The organism is Haloferax profundi, assembly GCF_001469865.1.
In the GTDB taxonomy this organism is placed as follows: domain Archaea; phylum Halobacteriota; class Halobacteria; order Halobacteriales; family Haloferacaceae; genus Haloferax; species Haloferax profundi.
The window spans coordinates 27,705-48,896 of the sequence record NZ_LOPV01000091.1 but is presented as its reverse complement, the minus strand read 5'-3'; the positions used below and the strand labels follow the sequence as shown (position 1 = coordinate 48,896).

28 protein-coding genes are annotated in these 21,192 nt (G+C 63.1%); 17 read left to right on the top strand and 11 right to left on the bottom strand.

All coding sequences use genetic code 11. From position 1 onward, the window contains the following. Position 1 precedes the first annotated feature (1 nt). From AUR66_RS04335 to AUR66_RS04325, 3 genes are all read left to right on the top strand, one after another. Positions 2-1,816: a ribosome biogenesis/translation initiation ATPase RLI gene (locus tag AUR66_RS04335; RefSeq protein ID WP_058571266.1), complete on the top strand. Its 1,815-nt coding sequence runs from the start codon at positions 2-4 to the stop codon at positions 1,814-1,816. A 156-nt stretch (positions 1,817-1,972) separates the two neighbouring features. Further along, positions 1,973-2,830 carry a VOC family protein gene (locus AUR66_RS04330; RefSeq protein ID WP_058571265.1) on the top strand — a complete coding sequence of 286 codons (858 nt, stop codon included), beginning with the start codon at positions 1,973-1,975 and terminating at the stop codon, positions 2,828-2,830. 84 nt (positions 2,831-2,914) lie between these two features. Then, positions 2,915-3,397, top strand: a complete 483-nt coding sequence (locus AUR66_RS04325) for a YbhB/YbcL family Raf kinase inhibitor-like protein (RefSeq protein WP_058571264.1) — start codon at positions 2,915-2,917, stop codon at positions 3,395-3,397. Positions 3,398-3,404: 7 nt separating this feature from the next. On the opposite strand, the gene rtcA is transcribed toward AUR66_RS04325, so the two are convergent. From rtcA to AUR66_RS04310, 3 genes are read right to left on the bottom strand one after another with little or no spacing between them, the layout of a single operon-like run. Beyond that, positions 3,405-4,421, bottom strand: a complete 1,017-nt coding sequence (rtcA, locus tag AUR66_RS04320; protein ID WP_058571263.1) for an RNA 3'-terminal phosphate cyclase — start codon at positions 4,419-4,421, stop codon at positions 3,405-3,407. Next, the gene (locus tag AUR66_RS04315) at positions 4,422-4,871 is read right to left on the bottom strand and encodes a universal stress protein (RefSeq protein WP_058571262.1); all 450 of its coding nucleotides are present in this window, start codon (positions 4,869-4,871) and stop codon (positions 4,422-4,424) included. 59 nt (positions 4,872-4,930) lie between these two features. Next, positions 4,931-5,452: an archaemetzincin family Zn-dependent metalloprotease gene (locus tag AUR66_RS04310; protein ID WP_058571261.1), complete on the bottom strand. Its 522-nt coding sequence runs from the start codon at positions 5,450-5,452 to the stop codon at positions 4,931-4,933. Positions 5,453-5,491: 39 nt separating this feature from the next. Between AUR66_RS04310 and AUR66_RS04305 the strand changes: the two genes are divergently transcribed. The 4 genes from AUR66_RS04305 to npdG all read left to right on the top strand — a co-directional run bounded on the left by AUR66_RS04305 (position 5,492) and on the right by npdG (position 7,921). Then, positions 5,492-5,911 carry a UPF0146 family protein gene (locus AUR66_RS04305; RefSeq protein ID WP_058571260.1) on the top strand — a complete coding sequence of 140 codons (420 nt, stop codon included), beginning with the start codon at positions 5,492-5,494 and terminating at the stop codon, positions 5,909-5,911. Positions 5,912-6,025: 114 nt separating this feature from the next. Next, the gene (locus AUR66_RS04300) at positions 6,026-6,880 is read left to right on the top strand and encodes a TIGR01548 family HAD-type hydrolase (RefSeq protein WP_058571259.1); all 855 of its coding nucleotides are present in this window, start codon (positions 6,026-6,028) and stop codon (positions 6,878-6,880) included. Between the two features lie 40 nt (positions 6,881-6,920). Then, positions 6,921-7,130: a DUF7534 family protein gene (locus AUR66_RS04295; protein WP_058571258.1), complete on the top strand. Its 210-nt coding sequence runs from the start codon at positions 6,921-6,923 to the stop codon at positions 7,128-7,130. A 122-nt stretch (positions 7,131-7,252) separates the two neighbouring features. After that, positions 7,253-7,921, top strand: a complete 669-nt coding sequence (gene npdG, locus AUR66_RS04290; RefSeq protein WP_058571257.1) for an NADPH-dependent F420 reductase — start codon at positions 7,253-7,255, stop codon at positions 7,919-7,921. Between the two features lie 57 nt (positions 7,922-7,978). Here npdG and hisE read toward each other — a convergent pair whose 3' ends face one another. The 3 genes from hisE to AUR66_RS04275 form a co-directional block, all read right to left on the bottom strand. Continuing rightward, positions 7,979-8,281 carry a phosphoribosyl-ATP diphosphatase gene (gene hisE / locus AUR66_RS04285; protein ID WP_058571256.1) on the bottom strand — a complete coding sequence of 101 codons (303 nt, stop codon included), beginning with the start codon at positions 8,279-8,281 and terminating at the stop codon, positions 7,979-7,981. An 85-nt stretch (positions 8,282-8,366) separates the two neighbouring features. Continuing rightward, entirely contained in the window at positions 8,367-8,975 is a 609-nt protein-coding gene (pdxT, locus tag AUR66_RS04280; RefSeq protein WP_058571255.1) for a pyridoxal 5'-phosphate synthase glutaminase subunit PdxT, read from the bottom strand. A 56-nt stretch (positions 8,976-9,031) separates the two neighbouring features. Further along, positions 9,032-9,196, bottom strand: coding sequence for a preprotein translocase subunit Sec61beta (locus AUR66_RS04275; protein ID WP_058571254.1), 165 nt, complete (start codon positions 9,194-9,196; stop codon positions 9,032-9,034). Between the two features lie 135 nt (positions 9,197-9,331). On the opposite strand from AUR66_RS04275, the gene trxA reads away from it, so the two are divergent. Both trxA and AUR66_RS20400 read left to right on the top strand, forming a co-directional pair. Further along, entirely contained in the window at positions 9,332-9,613 is a 282-nt protein-coding gene (gene trxA / locus AUR66_RS04270; RefSeq protein ID WP_225317698.1) for a thioredoxin, read from the top strand. 95 nt (positions 9,614-9,708) lie between these two features. Then, positions 9,709-9,855 carry a 50S ribosomal protein L40e gene (locus tag AUR66_RS20400; protein WP_082682128.1) on the top strand — a complete coding sequence of 49 codons (147 nt, stop codon included), beginning with the start codon at positions 9,709-9,711 and terminating at the stop codon, positions 9,853-9,855. 17 nt (positions 9,856-9,872) lie between these two features. Here the strand turns inward: AUR66_RS20400 and AUR66_RS04265 are convergent, their stop codons facing one another. Both AUR66_RS04265 and AUR66_RS04260 read right to left on the bottom strand, forming a co-directional pair. Continuing rightward, complete coding sequence (locus AUR66_RS04265; protein ID WP_058571252.1) at positions 9,873-10,244, bottom strand: hypothetical protein; 372 nt, start codon at positions 10,242-10,244, stop codon at positions 9,873-9,875. A 1-nt stretch (position 10,245) separates the two neighbouring features. Further along, the gene (locus AUR66_RS04260) at positions 10,246-10,872 is read right to left on the bottom strand and encodes an MBL fold metallo-hydrolase (protein ID WP_058571251.1); all 627 of its coding nucleotides are present in this window, start codon (positions 10,870-10,872) and stop codon (positions 10,246-10,248) included. Positions 10,873-11,043: 171 nt separating this feature from the next. Between AUR66_RS04260 and AUR66_RS04255 the strand changes: the two genes are divergently transcribed. Genes AUR66_RS04255 through AUR66_RS04245 form a run of 3 tightly spaced genes read left to right on the top strand, consistent with a single transcriptional unit; the run spans position 11,044 to position 12,494 of the window. After that, positions 11,044-11,214, top strand: coding sequence for a DUF5786 family protein (locus tag AUR66_RS04255; protein WP_058571250.1), 171 nt, complete (start codon positions 11,044-11,046; stop codon positions 11,212-11,214). After that, positions 11,211-11,873: an endonuclease dU gene (locus AUR66_RS04250; RefSeq protein ID WP_058571249.1), complete on the top strand. Its 663-nt coding sequence runs from the start codon at positions 11,211-11,213 to the stop codon at positions 11,871-11,873. Before AUR66_RS04255 ends, AUR66_RS04250 begins: the two co-directional genes overlap by 4 nt. A 24-nt stretch (positions 11,874-11,897) precedes the next feature. Then, positions 11,898-12,494, top strand: coding sequence for a uracil-DNA glycosylase (locus tag AUR66_RS04245; RefSeq protein WP_058571248.1), 597 nt, complete (start codon positions 11,898-11,900; stop codon positions 12,492-12,494). Positions 12,495-12,497: 3 nt separating this feature from the next. On the opposite strand, the gene AUR66_RS04240 is transcribed toward AUR66_RS04245, so the two are convergent. From AUR66_RS04240 to AUR66_RS04230, 3 genes are all read right to left on the bottom strand, one after another. Further along, complete coding sequence (locus AUR66_RS04240; protein ID WP_058571247.1) at positions 12,498-13,535, bottom strand: PhnE/PtxC family ABC transporter permease; 1,038 nt, start codon at positions 13,533-13,535, stop codon at positions 12,498-12,500. Then, entirely contained in the window at positions 13,532-14,278 is a 747-nt protein-coding gene (locus AUR66_RS04235) for a phosphonate ABC transporter ATP-binding protein (RefSeq protein ID WP_058571246.1), read from the bottom strand. The genes AUR66_RS04240 and AUR66_RS04235 overlap by 4 nt, the downstream gene beginning before the upstream one ends. A gap of 63 nt (positions 14,279-14,341) precedes the next feature. Further along, positions 14,342-15,274, bottom strand: a complete 933-nt coding sequence (locus AUR66_RS04230; protein ID WP_058571286.1) for a phosphate/phosphite/phosphonate ABC transporter substrate-binding protein — start codon at positions 15,272-15,274, stop codon at positions 14,342-14,344. A 184-nt stretch (positions 15,275-15,458) separates the two neighbouring features. Between AUR66_RS04230 and hisH the strand changes: the two genes are divergently transcribed. From hisH to leuS, 5 genes are all read left to right on the top strand, one after another. Then, on the top strand, positions 15,459-16,118 hold the full coding sequence (hisH, locus tag AUR66_RS04225) for an imidazole glycerol phosphate synthase subunit HisH (RefSeq protein ID WP_058571245.1): 660 nt from the start codon (positions 15,459-15,461) through the stop codon (positions 16,116-16,118). A gap of 83 nt (positions 16,119-16,201) precedes the next feature. Then, positions 16,202-17,008: a prephenate dehydratase gene (gene pheA / locus AUR66_RS04220; RefSeq protein WP_058571244.1), complete on the top strand. Its 807-nt coding sequence runs from the start codon at positions 16,202-16,204 to the stop codon at positions 17,006-17,008. 88 nt (positions 17,009-17,096) lie between these two features. Further along, positions 17,097-17,507 carry an archaeal heat shock protein Hsp14 gene (hsp14, locus tag AUR66_RS04215; protein WP_058571243.1) on the top strand — a complete coding sequence of 137 codons (411 nt, stop codon included), beginning with the start codon at positions 17,097-17,099 and terminating at the stop codon, positions 17,505-17,507. A gap of 115 nt (positions 17,508-17,622) precedes the next feature. Continuing rightward, complete coding sequence (hsp14, locus tag AUR66_RS04210) at positions 17,623-18,069, top strand: archaeal heat shock protein Hsp14 (protein ID WP_058571242.1); 447 nt, start codon at positions 17,623-17,625, stop codon at positions 18,067-18,069. Positions 18,070-18,293: 224 nt separating this feature from the next. After that, entirely contained in the window at positions 18,294-21,170 is a 2,877-nt protein-coding gene (gene leuS / locus AUR66_RS04205; RefSeq protein ID WP_058571241.1) for a leucine--tRNA ligase, read from the top strand. The last annotated feature ends 22 nt before the right edge of the window (positions 21,171-21,192 follow it).

Below are 21,192 nucleotides of genomic sequence, written 5' to 3'. Positions count from 1 at the left end.
CATGGCAGACGATAGTATCGCAGTCGTCGACTTAGACCGGTGTTCTCCGGACCGCTGTAGCTACGAGTGTTCGAACTTCTGTCCGCCGAACCGGACGGGAAAAGAGTGCATCACGCTCCGCGGCGAGGACGCCGAACAAGGAGGCCCGGACCAGGTCCGAATTTCCGAGGAGATATGTCTCGGAGAGACGTGTGGTATCTGCGTCGAGAAGTGCCCGTTCGACGCCATCGAGATCATCAACCTCCCGTCTGAACTCGACGAAGACCCGACCCACCGCTACGGCGAGAACGCCTTCTCGCTGTACGGCCTGCCGGTCCCCGAGGCGGGGTCCGTCACGGGTATCCTCGGGCCGAACGGTATCGGTAAGACCACCGCCGTCCGCGCACTCGCCGGCGAGATGGTGCCGAACCTCGGCAACTACGACGACGACCCGACGTGGGAGGCGGTCCTCGACCGCTTCCGCGGCACCGAACTCCAGAACTACATCGAGCGAGTTCGCGACGGTGACGTGACCATCGCACGGAAACCGCAGTACGTCGACCAGATTCCCAAGCAGTTCGACGGGAAGGCCCGGGAACTGCTCGAAGCGACCGACGAGCGTGGCGCACTCGACTCGTACATCGAGCGCCTCGACATCGGCCCCGTCGTCGACAACGACATCGACACGCTCTCTGGCGGTGAACTCCAGCGCGTCGCCCTCGCGGCGACGCTGGCCCGTGACCGCGACTTCTACTTCCTCGACGAGATCTCGCCGTACCTCGACATCGGCCAGCGTGTCACTGCGGCGCGTCTCATCCGCGAACTCGCCGAAGAAGAAGACAGAGCGGTCCTCGTGGTCGAACACGACCTGGCGATTCTCGACTTGCTCGCCGACACGCTCCACGTCGCGTACGGTGAACCCGGGGCGTACGGTGTCGTCACCGACCCCAAGTCTGTCAGAAACGGCATCAACGAGTACCTGAAGGGCTATCTCACGAACGAGAACATGCGTATTCGCCCGGGAGCGATTACCTTCGAGGAACACGCGCCTCGTGAGACGACGAAGGCCGAACCTCTCATCGAGTACCCGGAAATCCGGAAGTCCTACGGCGAGGGCGAGTTCTCCCTCGACGTGGACGCCGGGACCATCTACAACGGTGAAGTCCTCGGTATCGTCGGCCCCAACGGTATCGGGAAGTCGACGCTCGCACAGATGTTCACGGGCGACCTGACGCCCGACGTGGGCGAACTCGACTTCGCACTCGACATCTCGTACAAGCCGCAGTACATCGAAATCGACCAACCGATGCGCGTGGACGCGTTCCTCTCGTCTATCACCGACCAGTTCGGGTCGTCGTACTGGAACACCGAGATTGCGAACCCACTGCAACTCAACCGCATCATGGAACGCAACCTCACCGACCTCTCCGGCGGTGAGCGCCAGCGTGTCGCCATCGCGGCGTGCCTCTCGCAGAACGCCGACCTCTACCTGCTCGACGAACCGTCGGCCCACCTCGACGTCGAACAGCGTGTGCAGGCTACGTCGGCTATCCGCCGCTACGCCGAAAATCACGACGCGACGGTCATGGTCATCGACCACGACATCTACATGATGGACCTGCTCGCGGACCGCCTGATGGTCTTCGACGGCGAACCATCCATCGAAGGTCACGCCTCGAAACCGCAGGAGATGCGCGACGGCATGAACGACTTCCTGTCGGACCTCGACATCACGTTCCGCCGCGACGAGCGCACCCAGCGCCCGCGCATCAACAAGCCGAACTCGCAACTCGACCGCGAACAGAAGCGGTCTGGCGAGTACTACTACGCCGAGTAGTCGGGCTCGCGTTTCCGGCCGTTCTCAGTCAGTCGATTCTTCAGCGAACAGCGAGTGTCTCTCGTCGTCTGACGAACCCGGCCCAGTGACACTCGCCGTCGTTGGTTACACCCGTGATACTGCAGTATTTTTCTCGATTACTGGCGAACACCGAGTATGACGAACTCCACTTCTGAATCCGCTTCGTTGACGGATGCGACGCACCTCGGGAGAGTCACGCTTCGTGTCGGGTCGCTCGATACTCTCGTTCCGTTCTACCGTGATGTCGTCGGCCTCGACGTAGAACGCGAGGGGTCCCAGGCCGTCTGCACTGCCGGTGACGACCCACTCGTCGTCCTCGACGAAGACCCGGATGCACCCAGACGAAGACGCGAGCAGACCGGACTGTTCCACCTCGCGGTTCGCGTCCCCGACCGGGGCGCACTCGGTGACGCCCTCGCTCGAATCCGAGACAACACCTCGTTGTCTGGCGCATCCGACCACCTCGTGAGTGAGGCACTGTACCTCCGCGACCCGGAAGGAAACGGCGTGGAAATCTACCGTGACCGGCCGCGAGACGAGTGGCCACGGACAGACGATGGTCGCGTGAAGATGGACACGCTCCCGCTGGACCTCGAATCACTCCTCGCGGACGCCCATGGTGACGACTCTGCGCCGAGCGGGACCGACCTCGGACACGTCCACCTCGAAGTTTCGGACCTCGCGCAGTCGCTCGCCTTCTACACCGACGCCCTCGGGATGAACCTCCGCGACGATGGCTATCCAGACGCCGCGTTCGTCGCCGCAGGCGAGTACCACCACCACGTCGGACTCAACCGCTGGAACGGACGACGCGCGCCGGCGGGTGAGGGTCGTGGCATCTCGTGGTTCGAAGTCGTCGTCCCCGACGCCGACACGCTCCACGTCGTCCGCGAGTCGCTGACGCAAGCAGGTCACGCCGTCGAGGAGTCGAACGGCACACTCGTCGTCTCCGACCCAGACGGAATCGAGATACGTGTGACCGCCTCGCCGTAGTGCCCAGTAGAACGGCCCTCTCACCTGAGACCAGTCGTTTCGACCGAACCAACCGTTTTGTCACTGGTCGACCAAGGAGTTCCTATGGAACCAGCCGACCAGAGCGACGCGTCGGGGACACTCACGCTGCGGAGTCCCGCGTTCGACGACGGAACCGCGATTCCCCGAGAGTACGGCTACACGAAGCAAAACGTCAGTCCCCCACTCGAAATCGAGGGCGTCCCGGCGGAGGCGAAGTCGTTGGCGCTGGTGATGGACGACCCCGACGCGGTGAAACCAGCGGGACAGGTGTGGGACCACTGGGTCGTCTGGAACGTCGACCCCGCCACGTCGGAAATCGCCGAAGACGATTCACCGCCCGGTGCCGTCGAAGGGACGAACAGTTACGGCAGTCGCGGGTACGGCGGCCCCAACCCGCCGGACGGCGAACACACCTACCGATTCGTGCTGTACGCTCTCGACACGGAACTCTCACTCGAATCGGGTGCGACGAAGTCGCACCTCGAACGCGCCATCGACGGCCACGTATTGGGTGAGACACGACTGACCGGGACGTACGCGCCCTGAAAAGCGACTATTCGAGGTGTTCGACGAGCACCCCGTCGTCAGCCTCACGCACGTCGATATCGTAGCCAAAGGCCCGAATCACGTCGAGGTTGGTCTGGACGTGTTCGGTCACTGCCGGAATCCGGATGCGCCCTCCGGCGAGCGCGACCCAGACGAGCAGTTGGTCGGCCATGTGCCGGTCGAGTGGTGCGTCACCACGGTACCACTCGGTGAACACCTCGGCCGCCCGCGACCCAATCGTCTCTGCGGGGACGCCACGCTCGCCGTAGGCGTCGAATCCGGCGACGACGTCTCCGCACCGTGCGGCGAGAACCACAGCAGTCCCCGGTGAGGTACTCTCGGTGTAGGTGACAGACGGTCGAATCGGTACGTCGATTCCCGCATCGGCGAGGGCGTCGCGGACGCCTTCGACTTGCCTGTCGGCGACCGACGCCTCGGCGAGTGCGTCGCTGGCGACTGAGTACACGTCGAGGGCGTCGAGTGGCGGACGACTGCGGAAGTCGAGTGGGTCGGGGTCCGACGGGTCGATTCGAACCGTGAGTTGTCCGCCGCCTGCTGGGTAGAACCCACGTCGGTTCACGGCGACGTCGAAGGAGACACCGAACCGCGAACACAGCGGGCGCTTCACGTACCGGAGATAGTCTGCGGGCGGCGACCACCGAACGTCGGTTCCGCCCGAGACGGTGAGTGTCAGTGGGTCGTCGAGGGCGACGGCGACGGGAAGTAGTGTCTCACTGACCAGTGTCGTGCTTCCGGCCGTCCCCACCGACACGTCGACGGGCGAACTCGTCACCGTGCCGGGGTCGAACCGGAGGGTTTCGGACCCTTCGACGCCGCCGTCAACGTCGGCATCTGCGACCGATTCGGCGACCGAGACACACGCGACGTGTTGTGCTTTGAGCCCCGGCGGTGAACGGGTGCCGCGGATGTTCTCCATCTCGAACGCCTCGCCAGTCACGAGTGAGAGCGAGAGTGCTGTTCGAACGAGTTGTCCGCCGCCTGCGCCCCCGTCGAGGTGGAGCATTCAGCGGACGACGGTGACCGGGCACGACGCCCGTTCGACGATTTCCTTGGCGACGCTCCCCACGAGACCCTCGTACCGTTTCGAGATGCCGCGGTGGCCGACGAAGAGACCGTCGGCACCGACGTCGTCTGCGTACGCCGGAAGCGCCTCGACGGGGTCGCCGTAGAGGAGTTCGGTCGTCGCTTCGACGCCTGCCTCGGTGACGTGTTCGAGTGCCTCTTCGAGGACACGCTCTCCGCGCGCTTCGGCGTCTTCGAGACTCTCGGCGGCGAGTCGGTCACCCGCGTCACCGATTCCGGTCACGGGTTCGGTTCCTCCTTCGACCACGACGTGCGGTTCGACCGAGTGGACGATGGTAATCGTCGCACCCAGCGGTTCGACCATCGTGAGGGCGTAGTCGAGTGCACGGTCGGCGGCCTCAGACCCATCTACTGCAACGACGAAGTTCATGGATGAATACACGTGCCGTGACGAGAAAAAAGGAGGAGACTGCTATCGCGTCCGGAGAATTAGTGGATGAGACGACTACAGGTGCCGCAGAGGTTCTCTTCTTTGACGTCGACTTCGCGGACCGTCGGCGAGAAGGACATCACGCACTTGTTGTTGTCGCAGTGTTCGAGGCCGAGTGTGTGGCCGATTTCGTGGACGACTTCCTTTCGAACGCGGTCCGAGAGGACTTCGTCGGCGGGTTTGTTCGTGATGCCGCCGTCTGAGGAGGTCTGGAGGCGGTACGTCGAGATGACAGAGCCGTTGCCGTTGAGGTACGCCAGCCCGAAGACGTAGTTTCGGCGACGGTAGTAGAGGTCCTGTGCCGTGATTCCGATGTTCTTTTCGCCGCGCCCCACCCGACTCGTCAGTTCGATAAATTGTTCTGCCCGGTACTGATTTCGGCTTCTATCGAACGCGCCTTCGGGGATGGCTTGATTCGACTGGACGGTCACGTCACAATCGTAGACGGACCGAAGCCCCGCGGATGCCTCTCGCTTGACTGCGGCAGAGATATCCCCGATAGGCACGATATCGACAAGCATGCGAGGGATTAAGCGGTGGCGCTTCATAAATATCCCGACGTGAGAGATTCGTTGCGCGACGCTCTCGTAACTCGGTTGGATGGGTACGAGCGAGTGGTCGAAGTTGGTATCGGACGGGCGTCTGCCGTCGCCGCCGAACTCGCCGAACGCGGCGTCTCCGTCGTCGCCGTCGACGTGTACGACGTTCCCGTCCCCGAGGGTGTTCGATTCGTCCGCGACGACGTGGTCGCCCGCGCAGACGCCCCCGAACTCGGCCCCTACGAGGGCGCCGATGCAATCTACGCGCTGAACGTCCCCGTCGAACTCCACGCACCCACTGCCCGCGTCGCCCGTCGCGCAGACGCTGATTTTCTTTTCACGACGCTCGGCTACGACGAACCGTCGATTCCGGTCCGCAGAGTGTCGCTTCCCGGCGATACGCTCTACGTCGCCGACGATGGACCCGGCGCTCGGCGGTAGTTTGGCAGGCCACACGTCTCTTGCAAGCACCTCGGGGCCTACGAGCACCCAACGGCCCGCACCCACCTCGCCGACAAGAGTAAGGCACTTGCCTCCCCGTTACACCGTTCAGGTATGCACGCGGACGCTGTCGTCTTCGACATCGACGGGGTACTCGTCGACGTCGCCGACTCCTACCGGCGCGCCATCGTCGAGTCTGTCGACCGAACCTACGGCACGACCATCTCCCGTGACGACGTCCAGCAGTTCAAGGACGCCGGCGGGTTCAACAACGACTGGGAACTGACCTACGCGGCAGCACTCTACGTTCTCGCCGCCCGTGAAGTCGATGTCTCACTCGCCGAGTTCACCGACGAGATTGCCGAACGCGGCGGTGGTCTCGACGCCGCCGAGGCCGTGGTCGAAGCGACGCTCGACGACCCGGCTATCGTCTTCGAGCAGTGGGATACGGATGGCCTCCGTGAGACGTTTCAGGCGCTCTACCTCGGCGCTGACCTCTATCGTGACCTCGAAGGTGGCGACCCGCCGTTCGAAGCAGCTGGCTACATCCACGACGAACCAGTCTTGCTCCGCCCCGAGACGCTCGACGCCCTCGGTGACCGTGAAGTCGGCGTCGTCACTGGTCGACCATCCGCGGAGGCCGACATCGCCCTCGACCGGGTCGCACTCGACGTAGACGACGACCACCGATTCACGATGGACGACTGGGACAACGGCAAACCACACCCTGCAGCACTCGTGACTGTCGCCGAACGACTCGACGCTCGGTCTGTCGTCTTCGTCGGCGACACCCTCGACGACGTGAAGACGGCGCTGAACGCAGATGCCGCCGACCCAGAACGCGTCTACTACGGCGTCGGCGTCCTCTCAGGTGGCCTCACCGGCGACGAGGGCCGACAGAAGTTCGCCGAAATCGGCGCATCGGCGGTCGTAGAGGACGTGAACGACGTTCCGGGCCTCCTCGACTGATGATGGGTTCGTCGACGAGACAGCCGGTGGGTGGTCGCTGATGGGGCACTTCCGCGCGTTCATCGTCACGCTCCTCGCACTCGACGCAGTCGTCTTCGTCGTCGGAGCGTACCTCACCCCACCAGACCCGTTCGTGCAACTCCTGCTCGTCGGCCCTGCGCTGTTGTTGGCACCGGCGGTGGCGTGGTGGTTGGTCTACCGCGACGGATTCGAACGGGTACAAGCGCTCTTCGAACCCGACGACGAGTGACGGACGTCGTGTCGAATCCAGCGACGAGCGGCGGACGGCACCGAAGTTGTCGCCCGAAAAACACGAGGCAGAACCCACCGGACGCGTAACCCTTTACGTCACCCCAGTCCGCACATGTGGGTATGCGAATCGCACTCCTCGGTGGGACCGGCGACATCGGCGAAGGACTCGCTCTCCGCTGGGCCTACCACACCGACCACGAGGTCATCATCGGGTCGCGCGACCCGGACAAAGCCCGCGCGAAGGCAGACGAGTACGAGACGGAACTCTCCAGTCGCGGACTCGACGTGAAGGTCAACGGCTTCACGAACGAGATGGCCGCCGACCGCGCGACGGTCGTCGTCCTCGCCGTGCCGCCGTACCACGTCGCCGACACCATCGAGACTGTCTCTGACTCACTCGCCGATGGAGACATCCTCGTCACTCCCGCGACCGGAATCAAACGCGACGACGACGGGTTCCACTACCACCCACCGAAAGCAGGGAGTGTGACGGCACTCGTCGCCGACGCGGCACCCGATGGAATCCCGGTCGTCGGTGCGTTCCACAACCTCGCGGCCGGTCGTCTCGCCGACCTCGACGCCGACCTCGGCATCGACACACTCCTCGTCGCCGACGACCCCGACGCGAAAGAGACGGTTCGACTCCTCGCCGAAGGCATCGACGGACTCCGTGCTCTCGACGGCGGTGCCCTCGCCAACGCGGCGGAAATCGAGGCGGTTACCCCGCTTCTCATCAACGTCGCCCAGCACAACGAGGGACTCCACGACCTCGGCGTTCGATTCCAGTAACCGGGCGACAGAACCAGTCGAGGCTACTGTCCCTCCGACAGAATCGGCTCGTCGACCTCAGAATCGACTCTTCAGTTCTTCGCGCAGGTCGTCGAGCGACGCGTCGTTCATCGCCAGTACGACGAGCAGGTGGTAGACGAGGTCTGCACTCTCGTAGAGCAGTTCCTCTCGGTCGTCGTCTTTCGCCGCGAGGATGGTCTCTGTCATCTCTTCGCCGAGTTTTTCGAGGGCGTAGTTCTCGCCTTTCTCGTGCGTGAACAGGGTCGTCGTGTACGACCCCTCGGGTAACTCGGCTTTCCGCGACTCGATAGTAGAGAAGAGTTCGTCGAGAACCTCGTCGGTCGGCGTGTCCGCGTCCATGGTCGCACGACGGGCGGGGGCGGAAAAAGACCCTCTGATTCCGGCGGCAGTCGCCGTGTCGGCGTTGGCTCGAATCCCGTATTCCCTACGCTTGCGCTTCGACTTCCAGTTCGTCGAAGAACGCCAGGTCGTGAATTCGGCTGTCAGGGGTCAGTTCGGGGTGGAACGAAGTGCCGACGACGGGGCCGGCGCGGACGGCGACGGGATTACCGTCCCACTCGGCGAGGACTTCGACGTCGTCTCCAACGTCGTCGATGAGTGGTGCGCGGATGAACACCGCCGGGAACGGCGAGTCGAGGCCCTCCACGTCGAGAGGCGCTTCGAAACTGTCGACTTGACGACCGAAGGCGTTGCGGTCGACGGTCACGTCGACGAGGTCCAGCGTCTCGACGCGGTCGTCTTTCGCGTCGCTGGATGCGACGATGAGACCCGCGCAGGTAGCGAGAACAGGCTTTCCGGCGTCGACGTGTGCCTCGATTTCGTCGTCGATTCCCTCGCGTTCGAGGAGGCGCGAGATGGTCGTCGACTCGCCACCCGGCATGAGAAGCACGTCACAATCGGGGACGAGTCCAGCACGTCGAATCTCGACGATTTCCGCGGTGACGCCGTGGGCCTCGGCGGCGCGTTCGATGGCGTCGGCGTGCTCGGAGACGTCGCCCTGAACGGCGACGACACCGGCGCGTAGCGTATCCATAGACGAATCTCGGGAATGCGAGGACAAAAATCGACCGTTCGTTCGGTGCGCCGTCGTCAGAACGCGAAGGCGTTCAGCACCAAGATGCCGATGCCGAACAGGGTTCCTAACGCCACGACGGTCTTCGGGTCGACTCGAATTGCGTTGCGGTCCTCCGCGTCGAAGTAGCGGACGAGACCTGCGCTCGACATCAGACCGCCACTGTTCTGGCCCTTGCTCATGCCCCATGGTCTGTGCGTCCGCCGCCTAAACGTTTCGGCTCGAGGCCGCCGACGGGAAGGAATCGATGCCGCGAGTCACGTAGATGGCGGGTCAGGACGCCGCATGAGTAATCCTTATGCGCGGGGGCAAGCAAGGTGCGTCGGGATACGATGACTGTTCGACTCTTGGACTTTTACGCGGACTGGTGCGGCCCTTGTAAGACGCAGGACCCGATTCTCGACGACCTCGAAGACGACTACGAGAGCGTCGCGTTCGAGAAGGTCGACGTCGACGAAGAACAAGACGTGGCCAACCAGTACCAGGTGCGCTCGCTCCCCACGCTCATCGTCGAGAACGACGATGGCATCGTCGACCGATTCGTCGGTGTGACCCAGCGTGAGGACATCGAGGCAGCGCTGAAGCAGGCCGGCGCGTAAGCGCTCACACGCATTTCTTCGACCATCCGTATCGACCGCGAGCGGCGGCGATGTGTCTCGCAAGCGTTATACAGACGGGGACGGGAGTCGTATGCATGGCTAGTGACGCTGCGACGAAGCGGACGCTCGAAAAGCAGATTTGCATGCGCTGCAACGCGCGAAACCCGAAGAAAGCGAAGCGGTGCCGCAAGTGCGGTTACAAACACCTCCGTCCGAAGTCCAAAGAGCGCCGCGCTGCGTAAGACCGCTCGTCTTTCTTCTACGATTCTCGACGGTACAGCACGACGAGCACCGCGACCAGTGCTATCTGGACGATTTTGTCGACGACACCACCGACGCCGAAGACGTCCGGCCAGTTGAACGCGACGTAGAGGACGATTTGCCCGACGGTGAACGGAATTCCGAGGAGAACCGCCCGCGAGCGTGTCTGTTTGTCTCCTCGGAGGACTGCGACGATACCACCCGCGAACCCTGCTGCCGCCCCGATGAAGGCGAGTCCGAGTGGGTCGGCGAGGTTCGACGCGAGTGCGCCCGCACCGAGGACGAGGTGGATGACGCCGGTGATTGCCGCGAGGACGATTCCCAGATAGTGGAGGCGCGTCAGTTCGGGAGGGCCGGTCGGTGCGGCCATCTCACTCCTCCGGGTACTTCGGTTCCCGGCGCTCGGCGCGTTCGAGGGCGCGGGCGACCACGTCGCGGACGGTGTCGCCGCCAGTCTCGTTCTCGAATACGTCGCCGTGGCCGGCGTACATCGCTTCGACCGTCTCCGGGAGTCTGTCGAAGAGCGTCTGTAAACTGGAGATGAGGCGCTCGCGAGATTGCCCCGGCAGGTCGGTGCGGCCGAAACTCCCGTCGTCGAACGCGCCGTCGTTGTACACGACCACGTCTCCGGAGAACAGTGACCGACCGCTCACGAGCGAGACGTGGTCGTCGGCGTGGCCCGGTGTGTAGACGACTTCGAACGACTCGTCGCCCATCACGACTTCGTCGCCGTCTTCGAGTTCGTGGGTACGCAGTGGGTGGTCTGCGTAGGCGTATACGTCCGGGTCGAACCGGTCCACGACGGCGTCCAACTCACCGACGTGGTCTGAGTGTTGGTGGGTGACCACGACGGCGTCGAGGTGGTCTGTGTGTTCTGCGACCACGTCTTCGACGCCAGTCATCGTCCCGGCGTCGACGAGAACCGTCCGGTCGCCGAGGACGAGATAGGCGTTACAGGTAAAGACGTCGGCGTCGGCGGTGACTGGGATGACTTCCATACGACCGTGTACGTGTCCGAACGAAAAAAGCCGGTGGGCGCAGGCCAGTGCTCCGGCGTGAACCGGTGTGGTCTGATTCGAGAACGACAGTGCCGCCGAAAAAGCGGCCCCAGAACACCGGGATTCGTGCGGCAAACCATTTTTCAGTGTCGGTCGTCTATATGAGACTGTATGGGATTCGGGAGCTACGACGAGTCTGAGCAGGGCGACCAGAACGTCGATTTCGACGAAGAAGACGGCGTAGAGACGAGCAAAGAGAACCACGAAGGCAAAGTCGACTTCGAGATTGGCGCGTCGAACGACGAGTTACTCGACCGCCTGCAGGAAATCAAAGAAGAGTGAAGACAGGGACCCGCGCGCTCGGGATTGCGGAGTCGTACTCCGGGACAGCGCGCGTGCCCACAGCGGACCACACTGACTCAGGACATTCTTCGGCAGTCTCGTCTCCGGACAGCGACGCCGATACCGACGCGACGGCCACACCCGACGGTCACACGAAGAGCGTCCTCTGCGGCGCTGTCGTCCGTGCCGACCGTGTGGTCGACGGACTCGCGTTCGAGACGTGTACTGTCGGCGGTGACGACGCCACCGACGCCATCGCCTCGCTGTACCGGTCGCTCGGCCGTGAAGACGTTCGCTACGTTCTCGTCTCGGGTATCGCTCCAGCGTGGTTCAACCTCGTCGACATCGGTCGTCTCGCGTCTACCCTCGACCGACCGGTCCTCTCCGTCTCGTTCGAGGAGAGCGAGGGCCTCGAACCTGCACTCTCCGAACACTTCGCTGGCGACGCACTCGACCACCGTCTCGAAATCTATCGCAACGCCCCACCCCGTCGTGCTGTCGAGGTGAACGCTGAACGAGTCTTCGTCCGTGCCGCCGGGTGCGACGACGACGAAGCAGCGCGGGTCGTCCGCGCGTTCACGCCGACCGGTGGCCGACCAGAACCACTCCGTGTGGCGCGGATGGCCGCCCGTGCGGCGCGGCAGTTCGTTGGGAATTAAGCCGGTCCCCTCCTCGAAGCGAGTATGGAACACATGGAGGGCCTCTGCGTGACCGACTGCGAGCAGTGTCCCGAACTCGTCGAGTCACGGAGTCGCATCGTCAACGGGGTCGGCCCCGACGACGCCGACCTGCTCTTCCTCGGCGAGGCTCCCGGCGCGAAAGAAGACGAAGGCGGTGAACCGTTCGTGGGACGCTCCGGGTCCGTCCTCGACGACGCACTCCGCGAAGCAGGACTCGCCCGCGCCGACGTCCGCATCACCAACTGCGTCCGCTGTCGGCCGCCGGACAACCGCGACCCGAGGGCCGAGGAACTGGCCAACTGCAAGGGCTACCTCGCCCGCGAGTTCGAACTCGTCGACCCCGAACTCGTCGTCACGCTCGGGAAGGTTCCTTCACAGCACCTCCTCGACCGGAGCGTCGCCATTACGAACGAGTCGGGGTCCGTCGTCGACGCCCGCCTCGGCGACGAGTCGTACCGCGTGCTCCTCTCTGTCCACCCCGCGGCGACGCTCTACGACCGGAGTCAGCGCGAGGGGTTCTTCGAGACTATCGCGCGGGCCGCCGACCTCTCCGGCCTCGCGGATTCGTCCGACGGGCAAGCGAGTCTCGGCGACTTCTGACAGTCACTTCGACGACGTCCCGAACCACTTGCTGGTGTCGGCGAGGTCGACGAGGACGTCGGTGATGCTCTTCGCTTCGGACTCACCGGGACGGAGTCGCGCGCGGAGCCGTGACGACGTGAGTTCGACCGACAGCACGATGACGATAATCATCGCGATGCCGGCGGCGGCCTGGTCGTACGCGAGGAGACTGAGTCGACCTTTCACGTACTGACCGATACCGCCAGCACCGACGACACCGAGGGAGACGGCGATTCGGACGTTGATCTCCAGGATGTAGAGCGTCCACGCGACGAACGACGACGATACCTGGCTCAGCATCCCGAAGACGACCGTCTGTGACGACGCTGCCCCAGTCGACGAGATGGCTTCGATGGGTCCGTCGGAGACCTCTTCGAGTTCGTCCGTAAATAGCCGCCCGAGGTTCCCGATGGTGTCGGTCCCGATAGCCAGCATCGCACCCACGGGGGTGATGCCGACCAGCGGAATGTAGATGAGCACCCAGACGAGCGCCGGCACTGCCCGGATGACCGACATCGTGCCACGGAAGATGAAGTTGAACGGGAACGGCGTCACGCGCTCGGAACCGAGAACACCGAAGACGAGCGCGAGCGGAAAGCCGATGACCGTGCCGGTGAACCCGATGACGATAGTCGCGACTGCCCCGCCCACGATGCTCAGCCCATCGTCTCTGTTGAGGACCGCGTCGAGGAGCGAGGCAGGATTCAGCAGGCTCTCGACGAGTGCCGTGAAGCCGTGGAGCTCGTTCTGAATTGCGAAGAGCGTGAAGTAGTGGAAGTCAGGAGAGACGAACTCGGCGACGTTGTTCAGGAACTGCGGAAGTTGCCGATAAATCTGGGCGACGGTGAAGCCGAGGTACGTCATCCCGATACCAGTCAGCGACAGCAACGCGACGAGGCCGACGAAGGTGAGTACTCGACGAATTAGCTGTGCCCGCTCGATACTCACGAGCGCATCTTCGATGTACCGCGGCGTCGAACTGTGTTCGCCGCCGTCGGTGCGGACGTCGTCCTCGCTCATCCCATCGCCTCCACCATTCCGGCTTCCTCGTCGTCGTAATAGATGTGGTCGACGACGTCCATCGTCAGGTCGTCGCGTCCTCCATCGAACACGACCTGTCCGTCTCGCAGACCGATGTATCGTTCGCCGAACTCACGTGCGAGGTTGACCTGGTGGAGACTCGCAACGGTCGTCAGGTCTCGCTCGTGGGCGGCTGTCTTCATGTAGCCCATGACCTCCTCCGCGGCTTTCGGGTCGAGACTCGCGACGGGTTCGTCGGCTAACAGGAGATTCGGTCGTTGGACGAGGGCTCGTGCGATGCCGACGCGCTGTTTCTGTCCACCCGACATCGAGCCCGCGCGCTGTCGCGCTTCGTCGAGGAGTCCGACCGTGTCGAGGGCTTCGAGAGCAGCAAGTTTGTCCGACCGTTCGTACTGCGTCGTGAGACTCTCGACGAGCGAGACACGCGAGAGGGCACCGGTCAACGCGTTGCGGTAGGCGCTCATGGTCTCGACGAGATAGTGCATCTGAAAGACCATCCCGACGTCCGACCGACGACCGGTAACCGGGTTGTCGTTGATGTGGACGGTCCCCTCTGTTGGCTGGGTAAGTCCGTTGAGGATGCGGAGGAGCGTCGACTTCCCTGCCCCCGATGGTCCGAGAAGGACGACGAACTCACCTTCGGGTATCTCGAAGGAGATGTTCTCTACGGCGACGGTGTCGCCGAACCGTTTCGTGACGTTCTGTACGGAAACTGCAGGCATTGGTTTGTTTTCTGGAAGAAAGTAGTTCGTTGTGTCCACCGATACGTCCACTGAGGCGACCGATTAGCCCTGATTCAGGAGGTCGGTCGAGAGGTCGAGTTCGTTGGCGACTTCGATGACCGGCTGGTACGTCTCGAGGTTGGCCTCGCGGACACTGTCGAACCAGAGGTCGTCGTCGGTGCCTCCCTCACCGTCGGCTCCGTTGTAGACGCTCTCAGGAGCGTTCTGAAGTGCATCGACGAGGTCCGTCTGCTCCTGTTCGGAGAGGTTCGGGCTGACGACCATCGGAGCGCGAGGAATCCCGTCGTACGTCTTCACGTACTCGTAGCCGTCTGCGACTTCGCCGTCGTCGCCGAGTGTGATGAACTGCCCAACGCCGGCGGCGGCGACCTGGTCGTTTTCGAGCGCGGCGAACGCTTCTGCGTGTCCCGACCAGACACCCGTGAAGTCCGCGCCGGAGTCACTGACCGGTGCCTCACCGATAGTGAGGCCCGCTTTCTTCAGCATGTAGAGTGGATACAGAGAGCCAGACGCGGAAGTCATGTCCGCGAAGCCAACTTTCTCACCCTCGAGGTCGGTCAGCGAGTTGATCTCCGAGTCCTTCTTCGTCACGATGACACTCGTGTAGTCCCACGACCCGTAGGCGTGCCGCTGGAGTGCGATGTTCGCTTTGTCAGCCTTCACACCGAGGGCTGCCGCGAAGGGTCCAGTTTCTGCGATGTCCGCTGTTCCGGAACCGAGGCCCTGTAGCACTGCGGAGTAGTCGGCGGCGTACTTCAGCTTGACCGTCGTTCCAACCTGCTCTTCGAGATACTCAGCGTACGGCTTGTACTGCGACCGCATGTAGTCTTGCGGCTCAGTTGGCGACATCATGAAGTTGATCTCGCCGTTTCCGTACGCTTGTTCACCGAAATCACCGATACACCCGCTGAGTCCTGCCATACCGAGTGCCCCTGCAGCACCGGCCTTTTTGAGGAAATTCCGTCGAGAGGACATGTATTCCAGTCTGAAAGTCATAGAGTTTGAGGTTAAGTCTTCCTATTTTTTCTACGTATCAATCCCTAAAACCAAGATTCTATTGCGGTCTCCCGAAGAAAACATAGAACGGTCGGTCGATTTCTAAATTCGCGACGGTCGCCGAGACGGAAACTCACTTGCCCACCCTCTTCGAAGAGAGAGTATGAGCACGACACAGGCGTCTGAGGAGACGCTCGCCGACGTGGTGATGGTCGACTACGGTCTCGGCAACCTCCGGAGCGCCATGCGCGGCCTCGAACGTGCGGGTGCGAACGTCGTCATCTCTGACGACCCGGCCGACTTCGAAGACGCAGACGGCATCGTCCTCCCCGGTGTCGGTGCCTTCTCCGAGGGGATGGAGAACGCGGGCCCGTTCCGCGAACCGCTCGCAGAGGCCGCCGACGCAGGGACGCCGATATTCGGTATCTGTCTCGGCATGCAGATGTTACTCACCTCGTCCGAAGAAGCAGACCACGCAGGTGAGGGCGAAGTCGAGGGCCTCGACTTCATCCCAGGACGAAACGTCCGCTTCGACGAGGGCCAGAAGGTTCCGCACATGGGGTGGAACGAACTCAATGTCCAGCGCGACCACCCACTCGTCGAGGGCGTCGACGGCGAGTACGCCTACTTCGTCCACTCCTACTACGCCGACCCGGACGACGAGGATGCTATCGTCGCAACCACCGACTACGGTGTGGAGTTTCCGGCCGTCGTCGCTAACGAGGAAGGAACGGTCTTCGGCACGCAGTTCCACCCCGAGAAGTCCGGTGAGACCGGACTGACTATCCTCCGCAACTTCGTCCAGTTCTGCGCCGACCGATAGGTCGCGTCTGGCTTTTCTGACGGCCATCGGTCGAATCTGCCACCCCCGACGGTCTTTTGTCGTCCCTGCGTGAAGGGAGCGTCATGCAGGCAGTCACCCTCGGCCCGGCGGGCACCTACTCTCATCGCGCCGCCCGCGCCGTCGCGGACGACGTCGCCTTCCGAGAATCGGTCACGTCCATCGTCGATGCCGTCGCCGACGGGTCGTTCGAGCGAGGCGTCGTCCCCATCGAGAACAGTATCGAAGGGAGCGTCACGGAGAGTCTCGACGCCGTGGCGAACTCGAACGTCAGCGTCGTCCAAGAGATTGTCACGCCGATTCGACACGCGCTCTTGGCCCAAGGCGACGACTTCGATATCGTGGCGAGTCACTCGCAGGCCCTCGCACAGTGTCGAACCTACCTCGACGAGAACTACCCAGACGTGACCCTCGAAGCAGTCGCGAGCACTGCTCGCGGTGTCGAACGTGCCCGCGCCGACCCGTCTGTGGCGGGTATCGGGCACCCCGACAACGCAGGGGACGATTTAGAGATAATCGCCGAAGACATCCAAGACCGCTCGTCGAACGCGACGCGCTTCCTCGTCGTCGCTCCCGAGTCCGCGCGCTCCGACGCCGGCGGGAAGACGTCGCTCGTCGTCTACCCGAACGCGAACTACCCCGGCCTGCTCCTCGAACTCCTCGAAGCGTTCGCCGAACGCGACATCAACCTCTCGCGTATCGAGTCGCGTCCGAGTGGGAACCGTCTCGGCGACTATCTCTTCCACATCGACGCCGACGCGGGACTCTACGAAGAACGGATGCAAGGAGCACTCGACGACGTGGAAGGCATCGCCCGAAACGGGTGGGTCCGCGTCCTCGGGTCGTACGACACGCGGCACGTCCTGTACTGACGTTCGGTCGATATCGACCGCGTCCCCGCTCCCAACATGTGAGGACGGGCACATCTTTCATTGCCGTCGCTGACGAAGTATGAGACGTATGCAACGAAATCCATTCGACGAGATAGAAGACCTGTTCGACCGGATGGGCCGGTCCTTCGAGGACTCTGGCCTCGCGCGATTCCAAGACATCTCACTCGACGTCGTCGAGTCCGACGACACCATCGAAGTCGTCGCCGACCTGCCCGGATTCGAGAAAGACGACCTCGACGTGAGCGTCCGCGGGCGACAACTCTCTATCGCCGCCGAGCGCGAGGCGTCGACCGAAGCAGAAGAGGAAACCTACGTCCGACGAGAGCGCAGTCACCGCTCAGTCTCGCGGTCGGTCACGCTCCCGGCCGAAATCGAGCGCGAGAACGTGTCTGCCACGTACCGCAACGGCGTCCTCACTATCACGCTCCCGAAGGCAGAACCGGACGCCGACGATTCGCAGAGCATCGACATCGAATAACGGAATCAAATTTTTAGGATACTGGCGCGAGGCGTCCTGTGCGTGCTATTTGCTACACTAGTTCCGGAAATGGTTATCTCCTCAGATGGCGTCACTATCCCTCGGTGAAGTACCGATGATGCGCCGAAACAACCCATTCGAAGACGTCGAAGAACTGTTCGAACGACTCTCTCGCCAATTCGACGAGATGGGCCACCAGTTCGACCGATCGGGCATGATGCCCTCGCCCCGCATGTACGACATGGCCGTCGACGTCTCCGAGTACGACGACAGACTCGTCCTCTCTGCCGACCTCCCGGGCTACGAGAAAGACGACATCTCCCTCTCTATCGCCAACCAGACGCTGACCATCGAGGCCAAGCGCGACGTGACAGAAGAGCATGGCGAAGGCGAGTACCTCCGCCGTGAACGCCGCCAGCAGTCCGCCCGCCGGACGATTCGTCTCCCCGAGATGGTCGACGAAGAGAACGCCTCTGCCTCCTACCGCAACGGCGTCCTCACTGTCACGCTCCCCAAGATGGACGTGACGCCCGACGACTCACACCGCATCGATATCGACTGAGTCCTCGGTGTCTCTCCCGCTGCCTGCTCAACTGGGCCACTTACACGTTGTTTGTTTTATCTCGCTGTTACCACTGACTCTGCTGCCCCGCTGACCTTCGTCCGATTTCCCCCGCCACTCACGTTCGACTCGGTGGTGTGTCTGTGACAACATCTGCCGCAATCAGACAGCGCCGGAAGTCGAGTATAGGAGTTATTTTAGGTCGGCGTGCCACTACCACGGATATGGACTACGACCCGCAGGAACTCGAAGCGCGTTGGCGAGAGCGCTGGTCCGAGTCCGGCCGATACGAGGCCGACCCGGACGCAGACGCCGACGACGCGACGTTCGTCACGGTTCCGTATCCGTACCCGAGTGGTGGGATGCACATCGGGCACGCACGAACCTACACCGTCCCGGACGTGTACGCTCGCTATCGACGTCAGCAAGGCGACAACGTTCTGTTCCCCATCGCCTGGCACGTCACCGGCACGCCGATTATCGGTGCCGTCGAGCGACTGAAGAAAGGCGAAGAGAAGCAACTGTCCGTCCTGAAGGACACCTACAACGTCTCCGAAGACACGCTCTCTGACCTGGAGACGCCGATGGGGTGGGCACGCTACTTCATCGAGGAACACTACAAGAAGGGGATGCAGTCGCTCGGCCTCTCCGTCGACTGGCGTCGTGAGTTCACGACGAACGACGAGCGCTACTCGAAGTTCATCGAGTGGCAGTACCGGACGCTCCGCGAGCGCGGACGACTGGAGAAGGGCCTCCACCCCGTCAAGTTCTGTACGAACGAAGAACAGCCAGTTACGACGCACGACCTGCTCGAAGGCGAAGAAGCGGAGTTCCAAGAGTACACGCTCGTCCGCTTCGGATGGGAACGCGACGGCGAGTCCGTCGTCGTCCCGATGGCGACGCTGCGCCCCGAGACGGTCCACGGCGTGACGAACGCCTACATCGACCCCGAAGCGACCTACGTCGTCGCCGACGTGGAAGGCGAGACGTGGTTCGTCTCCGAGTACGCGGCCGCGAAACTGGAGTACCAGGCCCACGACGTAGAGATTCTGGAGACGGTCGAAGGTTCTGAACTGGTCGGCCAGTTCGTCGAGAACCCCGTCACCGGCGACGAAGTCCCCGTCTTACCGGCCGGATTCGTCGACGCCGACAACGCGACGGGTGTCGTCATGTCCGTTCCGGCACACAGCCCCGACGACTACGTCGCACTGCAAGAGGCGAAAGCCGACACCGACTACCTCGAATCGTTCGGCATCGACCCCGCCGACGTGGAAGCCATCGAGCCGATTCCAATCCTCGACATCGACTCCGAGGACGACGAGTACGGTGAGATTCCCGCGAAGTCGGCAGTCGAGAACGCTGGCATCGAGTCGTCCGACGACCCCGCACTGGAGAAGGCGACGAAGGACCTCTACAACAAGGAGTTCCACGCCGGCCGCCTGAAGGAGTTCTACGGCGACTACGCTGGTGCCATCGTCGAGGAGGTCCGCGACGACTACAAGGCCGACGGCATCGACGCCGGCCAGTTCGACGTGATGCAGGAGTTCTCTGAGGAAGTCGTCTGTCGCTGTGGCGGCGACGTCGTCGTCGCCGAACAGGACACGTGGTTCCTGTCGTACGACGACGAAGACTGGAAGCAACTCGCCCACGACGTGGCCGACGGCCTCGACGCCATCCCGGAGAACACGCGCGACGAGTACCACCACACCATCGACTGGCTGAACGGGTGGCCCTGTATCCGCAACTACGGTCTCGGGACGCGCCTGCCGTGGGACGACCAGTTCGTCATCGAACCGCTGTCGGACTCGACCATCTACATGGCGTACTACACCATCGCCCACCGCCTGCAAGATATCCCGACGGAGGAACTCACGCAGGACTTCTTCGACACGCTGTTCTACGGTCCCGAGGCGGCCGACGAGGCCGACGAACGCGCCCTCGAACTGCGCGACGAGTGGGACTACTGGTACCCCGTGGACTACCGGTTCTCTGCGAACGACCTCATCACGAACCACCTGACGTTCTACCAGTTCCACCACGGCGAACTGTTCGACCAGGCTCAGTGGCCACAAGGCATCGTCATCATGGGCATGGGCCTGCTCGAAGGCGAGAAGATGTCGTCCTCGAAGGGTCACGTCGTCCTCCCCGGCGAGGCCATCAGTGAGTACGGCGCGGACACCGTCCGCTTCTTCCTGCTCAACTCCGCCGAACCGTGGCAAGACTACGACTGGCGCGACGACCTGGTCGGGTCGGTCCACAACCAACTCGAACGGTTCTGGAACCGCGCACAGGAGATTATCGCCGACCCCGGTCCAGAAGACCGCCCCGACCTGGAGACCATCGACCGATGGCTCCTGTCGAAGCTTCAGGACACGGTTCGCGACGTGACCGATGCGATGGACGAGTCCGAGACGCGCTCTGCTAGTCAGGCCGCCTTCTACAACTTCGAAGAGGACCTGCGCTGGTACCGCCGCCGGACGGACCTCGACCGCCCGGCCGCCAAGTGGACGCTCCGAACCGTCCTCGAGACGCGCCTGCGCCTGCTCGCGCCGTTCGTCCCGTTCATGACGAACGAACTCCACGAGCAGTTGACCGGCACGCCGGCCGAAGACGCACCGTGGCCCGAACCGGACACCGAGTTCGACGACGAGACGGTCGAACTCGAAGAACAGCAGGTCGAACGCCTGACCGAAGACATCCGCGACATCATCGACGTGACCGACTCGGACCCCGAGACGCTCCGTGTCTACGTCGCGGCGGACTGGAAGCGCGACGTGTTCGAGACGGTCGTCGACCAGGGTGACAACGTCGGTGCCATCATGGGTCAGGTCATGCAGGACCCCGACCTGCGAGAGAAAGGCAACGCCGTCAACGACCTCGTCCAGGACCTCGTGAGCCAGACACGTGGACAGGACGAGACGACGCTCCACGCCCAACTCGAACTCGACGAGGCGGGGACGTACGAGCGTGCTGCCGGCTTCCTCGCCCGCGAGTTCGACGCCGACGTCGAGGTGTACGTCGAAGACGACGAGGACATCGTCGACCCGGCCGACCGCGCGTCGAAGGCGATTCCGTTCCGCCCCGCGGTCCACCTCGAATAACCGCGAGCACCTGCTCGCCGGT

Coding starts and splice junctions, on each gene's coding strand:
- AUR66_RS04335 (WP_058571266.1), top strand. CDS start 2: ATGGCAGACGATAGTATCGCAGTCGTCGACTTAGACCGGTGTTCTCCG.
- AUR66_RS04330 (WP_058571265.1), top strand. CDS start 1,973: ATGACGAACTCCACTTCTGAATCCGCTTCGTTGACGGATGCGACGCAC.
- AUR66_RS04325 (WP_058571264.1), top strand. CDS start 2,915: ATGGAACCAGCCGACCAGAGCGACGCGTCGGGGACACTCACGCTGCGG.
- rtcA (WP_058571263.1), bottom strand. CDS start 4,421: ATGCTCCACCTCGACGGGGGCGCAGGCGGCGGACAACTCGTTCGAACA.
- AUR66_RS04315 (WP_058571262.1), bottom strand. CDS start 4,871: ATGAACTTCGTCGTTGCAGTAGATGGGTCTGAGGCCGCCGACCGTGCA.
- AUR66_RS04310 (WP_058571261.1), bottom strand. CDS start 5,452: ATGCTTGTCGATATCGTGCCTATCGGGGATATCTCTGCCGCAGTCAAG.
- AUR66_RS04300 (WP_058571259.1), top strand. CDS start 6,026: ATGCACGCGGACGCTGTCGTCTTCGACATCGACGGGGTACTCGTCGAC.
- AUR66_RS04295 (WP_058571258.1), top strand. CDS start 6,921: ATGGGGCACTTCCGCGCGTTCATCGTCACGCTCCTCGCACTCGACGCA.
- npdG (WP_058571257.1), top strand. CDS start 7,253: ATGCGAATCGCACTCCTCGGTGGGACCGGCGACATCGGCGAAGGACTC.
- hisE (WP_058571256.1), bottom strand. CDS start 8,281: ATGGACGCGGACACGCCGACCGACGAGGTTCTCGACGAACTCTTCTCT.
- pdxT (WP_058571255.1), bottom strand. CDS start 8,975: ATGGATACGCTACGCGCCGGTGTCGTCGCCGTTCAGGGCGACGTCTCC.
- AUR66_RS04275 (WP_058571254.1), bottom strand. CDS start 9,196: ATGAGCAAGGGCCAGAACAGTGGCGGTCTGATGTCGAGCGCAGGTCTC.
- AUR66_RS20400 (WP_082682128.1), top strand. CDS start 9,709: ATGGCTAGTGACGCTGCGACGAAGCGGACGCTCGAAAAGCAGATTTGC.
- AUR66_RS04265 (WP_058571252.1), bottom strand. CDS start 10,244: ATGGCCGCACCGACCGGCCCTCCCGAACTGACGCGCCTCCACTATCTG.
- AUR66_RS04260 (WP_058571251.1), bottom strand. CDS start 10,872: ATGGAAGTCATCCCAGTCACCGCCGACGCCGACGTCTTTACCTGTAAC.
- AUR66_RS04255 (WP_058571250.1), top strand. CDS start 11,044: ATGGGATTCGGGAGCTACGACGAGTCTGAGCAGGGCGACCAGAACGTC.
- AUR66_RS04245 (WP_058571248.1), top strand. CDS start 11,898: ATGGAACACATGGAGGGCCTCTGCGTGACCGACTGCGAGCAGTGTCCC.
- AUR66_RS04240 (WP_058571247.1), bottom strand. CDS start 13,535: ATGAGCGAGGACGACGTCCGCACCGACGGCGGCGAACACAGTTCGACG.
- AUR66_RS04235 (WP_058571246.1), bottom strand. CDS start 14,278: ATGCCTGCAGTTTCCGTACAGAACGTCACGAAACGGTTCGGCGACACC.
- AUR66_RS04230 (WP_058571286.1), bottom strand. CDS start 15,274: ATGTCCTCTCGACGGAATTTCCTCAAAAAGGCCGGTGCTGCAGGGGCA.
- hisH (WP_058571245.1), top strand. CDS start 15,459: ATGAGCACGACACAGGCGTCTGAGGAGACGCTCGCCGACGTGGTGATG.
- pheA (WP_058571244.1), top strand. CDS start 16,202: ATGCAGGCAGTCACCCTCGGCCCGGCGGGCACCTACTCTCATCGCGCC.
- hsp14 (WP_058571243.1), top strand. CDS start 17,097: ATGCAACGAAATCCATTCGACGAGATAGAAGACCTGTTCGACCGGATG.
- hsp14 (WP_058571242.1), top strand. CDS start 17,623: ATGATGCGCCGAAACAACCCATTCGAAGACGTCGAAGAACTGTTCGAA.
- leuS (WP_058571241.1), top strand. CDS start 18,294: ATGGACTACGACCCGCAGGAACTCGAAGCGCGTTGGCGAGAGCGCTGG.